The organism is Terriglobia bacterium (genome assembly GCA_035712365.1).
Taxonomy (GTDB): Bacteria; Acidobacteriota; Terriglobia; order UBA7540; family UBA7540; genus SCRD01.
In genome coordinates this window covers 126,796-139,294 of the sequence record DASTAW010000020.1, presented here as the reverse complement: position 1 = coordinate 139,294, position 12,499 = coordinate 126,796, and the positions used below count along the sequence as shown (strand labels likewise).

Sequence of the window (12,499 nt, the reverse complement as noted above, 5' to 3'; positions counted from 1 at the left end):
CAGCCATGTGGTCAGTCGGGAAGCACCTCTCTCCACACTCGCAGGTAATTGCCACCCAATATCTGGCCAATCTGTTGCTCAGTGAATCCCCTCTCTGCAAGGATCCCTATGAAAGTGGTCCAGTGCTGCCGCATAGTTTCAGCTTCATGGCCGGTAAAAACGCGCTGGGGTTGGGTGTACCCAGGCACATAATAGGGATCAGGGTTGCCAACATCGTGCCCGAGCCAGGCGATACCTATATGTTCCACTCCGACGCTTTTCGCCAGGAACTCAATTTCGTCCGCCATCAGCGAGTAGGGGACTTGCCCAACATCGTACCGCATACCCACCACGCCTCCTGTGGACGCGATGGCCTTTACTTCTTCAGGGACCAGTTCCACCGGTGGGTGCGAGTTCACGTATTGAGCGAGGTTCTGGTGAGTAGAGACAATCGGGTGCTTAGTGATTTCAGCAACGTGGAGCGCGCCGTTGACTGACAGGTGTGAGACGCCAACCATCATGCCAAGACTGTTCATCTCTTTGACTACCTCGACGCCAAACGGAGAAAGCCTGCCACCCATTCTTCCGCCCGCGACGCCGTCTCCGAGTTGGTTCCGGCCGTTGTGAGTGAGTTGCACACCCCGCACGCCGAGCCGGAAGAACTGGCGGAGCAAAGCTAGCTGGTAGCCGGCAAGAAATTCGGGTTCGGGGCCGCAAATAGTTCCGAGACCTTCACCACCCTCCAGGTCAATAATGAACTGGACCCGGTCCTTGTTCGGTTTGGTGGGGATATCCGACTTGGCCTTGATGATGGAGGCCTTGCCGTCCGTTCTTCCGATTCCCACCAGGAGCATATCGAGGGTCCTCAGATCACCCTCGAGTGTTGGCTGAAGGTAGCTTCTCTCCGGCAGCGAGTCGCCACCCGAAGGCATGATGCAAACACTGACGCCCCCCTCGATCAGGCGCGGAACAAGAAAATCTGCCAGCGGGGAGTTTTGCGACTCAACCCGAAGCTTGAGGCGGGCCGTAAGTTCCCAAATGTCCCGGTGCCCTTCGGTTACGATATAGTCATGCGGGTCTCTCGAAACCGCTGCCGAGCTAACGGAGGGAGACCCTGCCAACATTGCACTCCCCAGCAGAACACTTGAATTGCTCAAAAAAGTGCGACGGTTTATGGGTTCCGTTTTCATGAGTCCTCTTCAAAAACAGATCAGCCGTGGAGCCGTAGCTCTGTTTCGTGAAAGCAAGATCTGATCCTAATGAGGATTGCATAATAGAGTGACGGACTTCCGTAGCGCCGGTCCCGCCCGGCGGGACCGGCCCTGAAAATTGCCGCCGGGACGGGGGCGCTACAAACGAGCTTGCCACCATATTTTGTAATCTTCAGTAGGATGTGACGGAACTGACCGGCCTATCAAGATTGGGGCGGTCCAACAGGTTGAAGAATTCCTCTCGGAACTGAAGCCGTTACCTCCAGCGTTCTTATTTTCGGGGACCGCCACGATCTTCGTGCGTGGTATAGACAAAGTTCCGGATCTCCTGTTGTTCATTGTCCCATTCGGCCAGATGCTGCTGATATAGCTGTTTGTGAATTTGGAACTCTTTCTTCGCGAGATCTGCCTCGCCAAGATGTACGTAAGCCTGTCCAAGACGATAGTAAGCGTCTACGAGCTTGGGATCCAGCGCAATGGCCCGCTTGTACTCCGATGCCGACTCTGAATACTTGTGCTGCTGGGAATAGAGATTGGCGAGTTCAAGGTGGGCCTGTGCGAATGTCGGTTCAAGCTCAATAGCTCTTTTCAGCAGATTCTCCGCCTGGCCGAGAAAGGGGCCGGAAGGCGAACCTTGCTTGCCTTTCCACAAGCTCATCGCGTAATAGTAAGCCGCCCGGCCATCTTGTGGCCGGAGTTGCGCCAGACGTTGAAACCGGTGGATCACGTCATCGGCCTGGCCGTGCGAATGTTGGTATGCCTTGCTCAGAAAAAAATAGGGGCGCGGGTCGGAAGGAGACAGATCGGTTGCGCGAAGAAGAGCTTTGACAGCGTCGTCATATCGACCGCTCCAGTAAAGGGCAAGGCCCAGTCCGACCGCGAGCCGCGAAGAACCCGGATAACGCTTAGCGCCCTCCGAAAACACTTCAACGGCCGGATTCAAGGTCTGATGCAACAGGAGTTCACTCCCCCAGTCAAAAATATTCGATTCGCTGGGATCCATGTGTGCGGCCTGCTGGTACTCGTTTGCCGCTGCCACATAGTTTCCGCTCCGCTCCTCAACCTCGCCCAGCAGGTCGTGCAGATCCGCCGTATCGTGAACCTTCAGGAGATCTTGCATCTGCTGACGCGCATCGACCCACATTCCGGCCTCCACATAAGCCAGGGCCAGGTCATAACCGTTTCCGTACGAAGAAGGCTGGACCTTTTGTGCTCTGCGCAAATAAGGAATGGCCTCCCTCGCTTTACCAGAACGGGCGTAAAACTCGCCAAGGTCGTGATTGGCGCTGAAATTGCCAGGCTCCGCCTTGATAGCTCTCTTGAACTCAGCTTCGGCAAGCTCGTTCTTTCCCAGGCGCGCCAGGTTGACGGCGAGATTGGAACGCGCGGGCGCGGAATCCGGCTTCAACCGAACCGCCTTATCAAAGTGAGGGTAGGCATCCTGGTCCCGGGATTCGGCGGAATAGGCAAGTCCCAAAAGCTCCTCAGCTTCGAAGCTTGCAGGGGCGTGCTTGAGCAGCGCTTCGAGCACCTGCGCTGCCTCCTTGAACCGGCCGGAGTTGTAATAGGAAGCTGCAAGTTGGACCTGGGACTCGAGACCGCCATCGCGAGGCGAGTCTGCCCTGCTCCTCGCGAGCGGCAGAGAGAGCGCCGCAGCAAGAGCGAACGGTGCGGCAATCCAACGCTTCCAGGGGGTCATCTGAGGATTCTAACATCGGTCGGTGCTCGGGAGTGGATTTGACCTGCAGTCGATTTTAGCACCCAGCGGTATTGCTGATTTCCCAACAGGCACTGGGCGTGCCAGATTGAAGCAAAACGGCAACTTGGTAAAAGTGGCGCGCCGAAGGCCCGGCGCGCCACGCAAAGTTTAGAAATAGAGCTTCAGGGCAAACTGGATCTGCCGCGGGTCTTTGAACGGGAAGCGCGTTGATCCAATTCTGCCGAAGTTGGCATCCAGGAAATCGGTGGATCCGGATATAGAGCGGACTCCGTTGCCACCAAAACCCGGCGCGTTAAATGTGGGGTGGTTGAGGATGTTGAAGAACTCGCTGCGGAATTGCAGATGGAAGCGCTCGGTCAGCGGGATATTCTTAAACATCGAGAAATCCCAAGTGATAATTCCAGGTCCCGAAACCTGTGAAGCGGTTCCGCCCAGCAAGCCTAGACCGCTTACTCCTGCGACACATCTGGCAGGTTGTTCAAATCCAGGAGGGGGACAAGGCTGGGTAAAAGCAGCGGCATTCAGGAAATTGTCAGGAGCTCCTGAGCCGTGCCTGTCCACTCCTGGAATGATGTAGTCGTAACAGTTGACGCCAGCCGCCGTGCCCGTGTCACACCCGAGGGTGATCGGCTGGCCGCCTTGAATAGCGGATAACCACTGCGTGCTCCAGCCACCGAGAAGCAAATCCACGCCTCGGCTGGCATTCGTCATAAAATGCCTGCCTTTGCCAAAAGGAAGGTCGTATCCACCACTAAGGTGTATTACGTGGCGGATATCGAAGTCGCAATCGCCGTAGTCGGCCTGAATTCCAGCCCCCGGTATATCGACGGCCCGATACGACCCGATGGACCCTCCGTTTAGAAGGTCTCCTCCATCGCTCCGGCAGCGGGACCATGTGTAGGTGGTTAGAAAATTCAAACCACCCGCGAAGCGCTTCTCGAGGGTGGTCTGAAGGCCATTGTAATAACTGTTCCCATCAGTGGTTTGGTAGGTGATACCTCCCCCGAGGTCTGGGAATAAGACTGGGGCGCCAGGCCCGCTGGTGTCAGCGTCCGGCGGAAGTATCTGAGTGACGTTGTTTGCGCCTTTGAAAATTTCCAGGTGGCGGGTTGTATTGCCCACATAACCCGCAGTCAACGTGAGGCTGGGTGTAAAGGCGTACTCGAGTGTCATGTTCCAGCCTTCAGTGTAAGGCGTCTGGAAGTTGTGCTGCAGGCCTGTCCACCCAATGCCACCAGCGTCGACCAGAGCGGCATCGAGCGGCGTGCAACTGAAGCCCAGCTCAATAGTGTAGACGTTGGCACAGCCTGGCGCACTTACATTAGTTACCCGTGTAGGCGTGTGGGAGTTCTGTGGGAAGTAATTGAAGCCAAACTGGTAGGGATAACTGTTCCCTTGATTGTTACCATTCTGATTCTCAAATCCGCCAAAGAATACCCCGAACCCTGCGCGCATCACCAGTTTTTGCGAGACCTGATAGGCAAGGCCAAATCGCGGAGCAAAGTTAAGATTCTGGGCATCACCAAGGGCCCAATTCTTATCGAATTTGATAGCGATGCCATCCGCCGCAAACAAACTGTAAACGCTTGGAGAAAGCTGGAAATTTCTGTTGATTTCACTGTCCGGAATCAGGTACTCCGCCCCGCTGCCCGGAGTGCCGGGAACGAAGTTTGCCTGCCGTCCGTGATTTTCGAGGGGCAGGCCGAAATGCTCCCAACGCAGACCAAGGTTCAGCGTCAGCTTCTTGGTCAGTTTCCAGTCGTCATTGAAGTAGGCAGCATAGTAATTGTGGAGGTCGTCTACGAGGGCGATGTTCGAGGTTTGAACCTCACTGGCGCCGCCGAGATAATCAACCCCGTTGGGAACGGTTGTGGTGATGGGTGTCAGGAGGAATTGCGCAATTCCGTTATTACCCACGAAACCTCCGTCATAGTCGAATTCACCGTGCGAAAAGGACGGCTGAAGCGTGGAGAATTTAATGTGCTGGAATTCGAAGCCCATTTTGTAGGTGTGCTTTCCGTATACTTTGGTGAAGTTGTCGGCCACCTGGGTGGTCTGGCTCACTTCATCTGAAGGTAGAAATGCATTGGTCCCCAGGGAGCTCAGGCCGTCAATGACGATGGCCGGCAGACCACCGTTCTCCGGAACCTGCGGCACGTCTTGAATCCCAAATTGCTCTGGAATCCCCAATTGGTCGCCGACGGGGCCGAAGCGCGTCGTATGGAGATAGGTTTCTCCCACGCGCACTTCGTTTACAGCCGTAGGGGTCAGCGTTTTGGTCCAGCCCAGGGCGACCTGGATGGACATGGCGGTTTGAGGGCCCTGCTGGAACGCGCCGCCATCCGCAACCCCTTGGAATGGCCCGGGAATAAACTCGGGATCATTCACGAAACTGGCTCGAGTGAATATCTGGTCCTTGTTGCTCAAGTTCCAGTCAATCCGGCCATCAAAGGCATCGCGGGTTTCGGTGAGAGGTGGGTTCGTTGTGTTGTTTGAAACGATGCCGGGCAGTTGCGCGGCGGGAAATAGACCAAGAATCTTGGTCGCATTGGGATCGATACGGCCGGCAGGTAGCTGGTTGAGCTGACAGCTCTGCACGGTGGTGCAGCGACCGGAGAAGTCGGTGATCCCCGCAACGCTCCCGCCCGTATAGAAGGGATCGGCGACATACCCAATTTGCGTACCGGGGGCCGTCTGATAACACGGATCGGCAGACTTTGCGCTTGGCGGCGTCAAACCCGTCACGGTGTCAACCGAACCACAAGTCACGGGGCGGGTGGTGGCGGGATCGAGAACTGTTCCAAAGGCAATAGTCCGCCCTAGTGAGTCCGTAGACGGGCTGTTCCCGCCCTGATCGGTGATCAACTCTGCGAGGTTTGTGAATCCACTGCCTCGTTCAAGGTCGGTCGGAACTGAATTCGTGAAGACGCTTCCCTGGATCCGGCGCAAGGCTTCATAGTCACCGAAGAAGAAGAGCTTGTCCCGACCGTTGACGACATGCGGGATCACAATGGGCCCGCCAAGGGTGAATCCAAACTGGTTCTGCCGGTACTCGCCCTTTTTGACGCCCCCGGCATTTTCAAAGAAGTCCGCAGCGTCAAACTTATCGTTCCGGAGGAACTCCCATGCGTCGCCGTGGAGCTGATTGGACCCGGATTTGATAGTGGCGTTGAGCACCGCGCCGCCTGCCCGGCCTATCTCAGCACTATAGTTGCTGGTCTGTACCTTGAATTCCTGGACCGCGTCAATTGGAGGAAGAACGACATAATTGGTGCCGTTCAGAAAGTCAATCGTGTTCGAATTGTTGTCAATTCCATCGAGGAGATAGTCATTCTGAGAGGGGCGCTCGCCATTCGCCGAAAAAGCGCCCGATGCGGCATTGCCGCGTGTATCAGCCTGGGGAATATTAACTCCCGCGACAATTTGCGCAAGGAAAGTAAAATTCCGGCCATTCAGCGGCAGGTTATTCACGCTCCGGCTGTCGACCACCTGGCCGACGGAGGCATTCTGTGTTTGCAGCGCCGGCGGAGCACCCGTCACCTCAATCGTTTGCGTCACCGCGCCGGGCTTGAGCGTGAGGTTGACGACGAGTTGCTGCTGCACATTTAAGGTGAGGTTCGCCTGAACAGATTTGGCAAAGCCAGGGGCTTCTGCAGCGATGGTGTAATTTCCAATTCTGATAGGTGTGAAGATGTAGGCGCCAGAGGCGTTTGACTGGGTTGCGACAGTCAGGTTTGTCGCTTGATTCGTCAGGCTAACCTTGGCGTTTGGAATCACAGCTCCCGACTGATCCAGGACTGTCCCTTGGATGGACCCCATGTCCACCTGGGCAAGAAGCGGCGAACTGATGAGCACGCCGAGAACAATGGAAACTGAAAAAAGAAGGCTACGAAAAACACAAGATCGTCCTTTCATTTCCTCCCTCCTACACTCTCGCGACCCGCCGATGCAGGGCAATACTGCTCACCACCAGCGATAGCCATAAAGCATGGCCGGCCCCGTACGACTTCCATCAGCGATTGGCTAATTTTGGTTTGCTCGCCCACTACTGGGGCATGCTGCGATCTCTTGATATTGAGAACCCAGCACGCTGTTAGAGATTAGACCCGATGATACAAAAACGCCCGCAAAGTGCCGTCCAAGGCTCACAAATTGAGGCAAAAACTTATGCCCCCCAGTTGATGCCCCTAATACCTCTTCCAGCCCCTTCTGCCCGAACGAGCACAGCAAAGGGCGTGGTTAGATGCCCACAAGGGCCCGGCACAAAGGCCCTTCCAAACACCCGCCCGCCACTCGACGCTTATGAAGATTACAGACGAACTGCCAATTACGAAAGCATAAATATCATGCCACTTGAGCCTTGTCAAGCATTTTGTTTGGTTTCTCTTCCTTTCTTTTAAGTCATATGTCCAAGCAAAAAACCGCGCGCTTAATCAAAAGGCACTATCGCCACGGTGCTCTCATGGATTTGGCAGGTGGCGTACCAGGCGCCACTTCGCCACGTGGTCTGGCATCTTTTTTTGGGTTACACTGTGGCTGATGCGGTCCTCTTACAATCGAATTGGCATGCTGACGCTAGGCTTCGCTTTCGCGACTTCCGCCACAATCTGCCTGTGCGCATCAACACAGGCTACAGGTCTCTCGGGTTCGGTCGCGCCGGCATCTACATTGTTCAAGCAGGCTGGGGAATTGCTGGATGCGGGTTCATTTGAGCAGGCGCGTGAGAAGACGGTTGAAGGGTTGAAACTCCAGCCGCAAAGTGCAGCGGGGCTCAATCTGCTCGGATTGATTTATGGAAGCGAAAAGAAGTATGAGCTCTCTGCCGATTCATTCAAGAAAGCGCTGCGATTTGCACCACGCTCGGCCGAAATCCATAACAACCTCGGCAACACTTACCTGCTGGAGCACAAGTTCAAGGAAGCAGAAAATGAGTTTCGCGCCACGTTGGGCCTCAACCCATCGAACCGCGACGCCAATTATAATTTGGGAATCGCGTTGCTCGCAGAGCACCGTGCCAAGGAGGCGACGTAAACGCCCACCTCGGGAATACCCAGGAGGCCATCAAGATTTTTCAGCAATTAACGATCGAAAATCCAGACAGAGATCAGAACTACCTTTCGCTCGCCTTGGCCTATCTGCGTTCCGGTGACAACCAGCAGGCACGTCAGACGCTTGAGCAGGGACTTGCCCGCATTCCGGATTCGGGTGAACTTTTCTGGAGCATAGGCGTCCTTGCCGCCGTGGAGGGACAATTCGGACGGGCTGAAAGCTATTTGAAGAGGTCAGTTGAACTGCTTCCTGAATGGCCGGCCGGATATTCTGCACTCGGGGTGCTTTACTATCAAACTGGACAGATTGACAAGGTGCGTGAGACGCTCAACGAATTTCTCCAAAACGGTCCACGAGGGGCGTTGAACGTGTCACGAATTGAACAAGCGTTGGCCGCGGCGCCCGCTCGGAAGCCTGCCGCGAACGCGCCGACGGTGCTCTCAGCCCAGGCTCGGCAGCAATTCCTCCAAACGGCCTTGGCGCTCGCCGACCAGTAGGCGCGGTCTGGAAATCCGGACCCGCCACCAAGCTGCCCTAAAAACTCAAGCTTATACCGCTCACGGTGTCCAATCCTGCACTGTAACTGCTTGGGACTGCTACAACGGACCGGCTGAATACCAGCCAGCCCACTGTCTTCGCCCCTCGTTTGGGTGGAGGATCTCATTTCTTGCCTTGACGAACACAGAATTTGGATATAAAGAAGAAGCTTTCGCACGCTGAAGGAAACAAAACGAACTCGGGCCGAATTGGCTTGGATGGACGCTAAACGGACCGCCAAAGTTCTTAAGGAGAACCTTGATGGCTACTGAAGATCGGGATGCAAACGCGGAACGCTCTGGCAGCACCCGGCTGAATCAACTCCATTCCCGCACGGCGGAGTCATCTTCGCCGCACACTATTCATCGCCGCGACGTACTCAAGATGGGCGCAACGGTCCTCGCCGGGGGATTGGCAGCGCCACTCAGTGCTGCTCGTCCTCAAACGGCGCGGCCGAAAAAAGTCGTTATCGCGGGAGGCGGAATCACCGGACTGTCATGCGGTTACGAGTTGATGAAACGAGGTCATGATGTCGTTGTTCTTGAAGCGGCCGGGCGCGCCGGCGGGCATGTTCGTACTCTTCATGAGGGGCTTTCCGATGGCCTTTATGCGGATCTTGGCGCCGAACAATTCACAAAACCAGGTTACGACCTTTACTGGGGGTACGTGAAAGAGTTTGACCTGCCCTATCTTTACTACCCTCGACGCATGGGCCTGGTTCGGTTTATTGAGGGCAAGTTTCGCACGGAGGAGGACCTCCATGCCCGCGCCTTCCTCAGCAAAATGGGATTCAACCAGCGAGAAGTTGACTTCCTTGCAACGAACGCATGGTGGAACCTCCCAATGCTGTACTTTCGCCCATATCTCGAGAAATTCAAAGACGAGTACAAGCCTTACGAAGCGGGACTGAATCACCTGGACCAGACAAAGCTGGGAGACCTGCTTCGGGAAAATGGCGCCTCGGACCAGGCAATTCGCACTATCGGGGACACCAATGCCTCGGCCCTTCATTTCATCTGGCATGCCGCAATCTTGAATTTACGCGGCGTGCCTCTGGCCCCGCCCGACGTTTACCGTCTGAAAGGCGGCAATCAGGTGATGCCCGATACGCTTGCCTCAAAGCTTGGCGATCGCGTCCGGCTGAATGCGCCGCTCACTGGAATCGAGCACAGCGACAAAGGAGTGCGTGTCACGTTCCGAGAGTCCGACCAGGAAAAACAAATGGAGGGCGATTACCTGGTCTGCTGCATGTCAGCAGTGATGCTCCGGATTATTCCCGTCAAGCCAGCCTGGCCCGAATCGAAAACATTCGCGATCAATCGTGTGCCTTATTATTCCGTAGCGCGCCTGGTCTTTCAGGCGAAAACGCCGTTCTGGGAAAACGACGGCCGCAGCATTAACTGGGAAACTCCCGACCCCAGCCTGGAACTGCTCTGGCGGATCGCGGAAGAAGTTCATACCACCCGCACGGCGCTAATGGGCTGGGCTGAAGCAAGCACCTCGCGCGAGGGCGCTCTTACCGCCTTCAACAATCTGTATCCAGGAAGATCAGGAGAAATCGAGAAGCTTATCGTACACAACTGGGCCAAGGATCCCTGGGCCATGGCGTGCGAAACGGTCTCATACTCTCCTGGTGAACTGATGAAGATTTGGCCCAGCATCATCGAGCCGGTTGGCCGTGTCCATTTCGCGGGAGCCTACGCAGACAACTTGAACTGGGGCCAGGAAGCCGGAACGCGCTCAGCCCGCCGCGTCGCGGAAGCGATTGACCAGGATTAACTCCAGCTTCCGGCATAAGTCGGCACTGGGAAAAAGACGGCTCGGCGCCGGCGCACCCGCGAACGCGACTTCTGAAAAGAACGTCGGTAACAAAGTACAGTCCAGAAACACGACAAATCAGAGGGCGAAGGCCGCCTGCCGATCAAGCCCTGAAACCGATAAGCCTGATGATACGGCACCAAACCATTGCCGCGAAACGGGCCGCCGCCAACCCTCAGAAAGCGGACTGCGCCTTCGGCGGTTCGGTCCCTTCAGGCGACGATGGCTCCTTTGCCTCAGATCCAAGTGGGCCGGCAATTTCTTGCCGCAGGATTTGAGCAGACCTCTCCAGACGCGCCTGCAGGTCGGACAGGCTCTTGCGGATGACCCGGCGGTGCTCTTCGAGCCGGCCGTCGGCAATGTCGGCAATTTGCTTTTCGTAAGCATCAACTGAATTCTTGACCGTCGATTCAATCCGCGCCGTTGCCTGGACCGTCTCACTTCTGAGCAGCAACGCGGATGCGTCAACTTTATCCGAGAATTCCTGCATTACTGACTCCGCATTGGCCTTAACCTCAGCCGCAACTTTAGCGGCCGCCCCCTCGGCCTCCCCCTGAAGACGCTGTAAAAGGTTTTCCTGCCAACTGTCCTTGATTTCCCGCAATTGCGATTCGTACTGTGAGGTTTCTTTCTCCCGGCATCCGCGGAGTAACTTGTCTATTTCTTCGACTTGCTCGGTGGAAATCTGAGTGATCCGATCTTTCATCATTTCCAAAGTGACCTGGACCATTGCAGAAAGCTGGTCCTTCGAGACAGCGATATTTCTGTCCCGCATACCGGCGATCTCCTGGTCCAATTTTTTGAGAAGATCGGTCCGTTGCTCCGCTTCCTGCGACAGCTTCTCATTCACAGACTCGGCCAGTTGATGAATGGTCGCACGAGCCTCCTCCATCTGTGATTGCAAAAAACTTTTCAGTTCCTCTTTGGAATGATCGAGAGTGTCACCCGCCTGCTGGTGCAGGTGCTGAATAGAGGATTCGATCGCGTTGGCCGCAGTCTGTTCGATGCGCCCTCCGATTTGAAATAAGACCTTGTTTTCAATCTCGGCTTCCAGGTTCGCAATCCTTCCATCAAGATCGTTGGTCTTCTGCTCCTCTCTCATCTGCATGCTTTGCTGCAAGGACTCCGCCGTTTTTTCCAACCGGCCCCGGAATTCGAGAAGATCACCTTCCAACTGTTCCCGTATTCTCTTTTCAAAGTTATTTGCAGCGTCGTTAGCCATGCTATTCACGCGGCCCGCCGCCGCTCCAGCAATCGATTCGGCGCTTTGCTGGCAGATCGTGTTGGCAGTCTGTTCCAGCTCATTGATCCGCTGTTCCAGCAGGCTCGAAGGCGCCTGAAGCCGTTCCTGCGCTTTCTGCCCCAGTTCTGAAAGCTGGGTGTCAAACCGCTGCCGAAAGGATTCCAGAAATCGGCCCGTCGCTTCCTCGACATAAGGTTCCATCAGTTTCTCGATCTGCACCGGGATAGAGGTCCCGGTCCCCTTGCACATCAGCCAGACCCAGCGGGCAAACTCGTCGGTCCGTCTCTGAACGAGTTCGGCAACGCGGTCCTGCGTTTGCTGCGTAATGCCGAGGTCAAAATGACCCGGCTCGAACTGTCCCTCCAGTTTCTCTCGAAGCTCCCTCGCCACCTGGTCCACCTGCCCGCTTGCCTCGGAACGGATTGCCTCCAGGGCAAGGCGAGTCTGCCTTTCCGCCAGGCGGGCCATTTCAGCGGCAGTCGTGGTGGCAAACGTCTCAAGGTCATCGCGGATGCGGTCCTTAAGGGTCGTGCAATCCGGCGGGGGATGTACACTTTCGGAGGTGTGAGAATCAGGCGTTCCTCCTGAAAGTTCCACGCTCGGGATGCTCGATACGGTTGAGAGCACTTCCTGAAGAGTTTGCTGCAATCGGTCAATATCCGCCTGCCAAGGGCGGTCAACCTCTTTTGTGTCGGACGCCTGTTTGAAGATCATGCCAGTATCCCTCCATTCCGAAACGTACGTAGCTCTTCGGCGAGTGAGCTTCCGTTTTGGCGCTGCCACAATTCCCACTGATGGCGATGCGCAGCCCGTCGCTGTATAGAGTAAGAGAATAATCTCTCGGAATCCCCCCTGCATCCCAGAGCTTTGATTCGTCCGCATCATCCGGTGGACCCAGTTACCATCGGTCAACGCGAAGCTGAAAGCCAGTCGTATGCCCCG

Annotated in this window: 6 protein-coding genes and 1 pseudogene; 3 read left to right on the top strand and 4 right to left on the bottom strand. The window is 55.8% G+C overall.

Annotation, left to right across the window (positions count from 1 at the left end; genetic code table 11):
* Positions 1 to 11: 11 nt before the first annotated feature.
* The 3 genes from VFQ24_05975 to VFQ24_05965 all read right to left on the bottom strand — a co-directional run bounded on the left by VFQ24_05975 (position 12) and on the right by VFQ24_05965 (position 6,825).
* Entirely contained in the window at positions 12 to 1,169 is a 1,158-nt protein-coding gene (locus VFQ24_05975) for a membrane dipeptidase (GenBank protein ID HET9177890.1), read from the bottom strand.
* 292 nt (positions 1,170 to 1,461) lie between these two features.
* Complete coding sequence (locus tag VFQ24_05970; protein HET9177889.1) at positions 1,462 to 2,889, bottom strand: tetratricopeptide repeat protein; 1,428 nt, start codon at positions 2,887 to 2,889, stop codon at positions 1,462 to 1,464.
* Between the two features lie 168 nt (positions 2,890 to 3,057).
* Positions 3,058 to 6,825: a carboxypeptidase-like regulatory domain-containing protein gene (locus tag VFQ24_05965; GenBank protein ID HET9177888.1), complete on the bottom strand. Its 3,768-nt coding sequence runs from the start codon at positions 6,823 to 6,825 to the stop codon at positions 3,058 to 3,060.
* Between the two features lie 624 nt (positions 6,826 to 7,449).
* On the opposite strand from VFQ24_05965, the gene VFQ24_05960 reads away from it, so the two are divergent.
* The 3 genes and pseudogenes from VFQ24_05960 to VFQ24_05950 all read left to right on the top strand — a co-directional run bounded on the left by VFQ24_05960 (position 7,450) and on the right by VFQ24_05950 (position 10,275).
* A complete protein-coding gene (locus tag VFQ24_05960) occupies positions 7,450 to 7,941 on the top strand; it encodes a tetratricopeptide repeat protein (GenBank protein ID HET9177887.1) in 492 nt (163 codons plus the stop codon).
* 23 nt (positions 7,942 to 7,964) lie between these two features.
* Positions 7,965 to 8,456, top strand: a pseudogene (locus VFQ24_05955) (tetratricopeptide repeat protein).
* A 301-nt stretch (positions 8,457 to 8,757) separates the two neighbouring features.
* A complete protein-coding gene (locus VFQ24_05950; GenBank protein ID HET9177886.1) occupies positions 8,758 to 10,275 on the top strand; it encodes an FAD-dependent oxidoreductase in 1,518 nt (505 codons plus the stop codon).
* Between the two features lie 214 nt (positions 10,276 to 10,489).
* Here VFQ24_05950 and VFQ24_05945 read toward each other — a convergent pair whose 3' ends face one another.
* On the bottom strand, positions 10,490 to 12,271 hold the full coding sequence (locus tag VFQ24_05945; GenBank protein ID HET9177885.1) for a hypothetical protein: 1,782 nt from the start codon (positions 12,269 to 12,271) through the stop codon (positions 10,490 to 10,492).
* Between the last annotated feature and the right edge of the window lie 228 nt (positions 12,272 to 12,499).

Excerpts from the sequence above, each read along its gene's own strand:
- VFQ24_05945 (HET9177885.1), bottom strand. The coding sequence starts at position 12,271 with ATGATCTTCAAACAGGCGTCCGACACAAAAGAGGTTGACCGCCCTTGG.
- VFQ24_05950 (HET9177886.1), top strand. The coding sequence starts at position 8,758 with ATGGCTACTGAAGATCGGGATGCAAACGCGGAACGCTCTGGCAGCACC.
- VFQ24_05970 (HET9177889.1), bottom strand. The coding sequence starts at position 2,889 with ATGACCCCCTGGAAGCGTTGGATTGCCGCACCGTTCGCTCTTGCTGCG.
- VFQ24_05965 (HET9177888.1), bottom strand. The coding sequence starts at position 6,825 with ATGAAAGGACGATCTTGTGTTTTTCGTAGCCTTCTTTTTTCAGTTTCC.
- VFQ24_05975 (HET9177890.1), bottom strand. The coding sequence starts at position 1,169 with ATGAAAACGGAACCCATAAACCGTCGCACTTTTTTGAGCAATTCAAGT.
- VFQ24_05960 (HET9177887.1), top strand. The coding sequence starts at position 7,450 with ATGCGGTCCTCTTACAATCGAATTGGCATGCTGACGCTAGGCTTCGCT.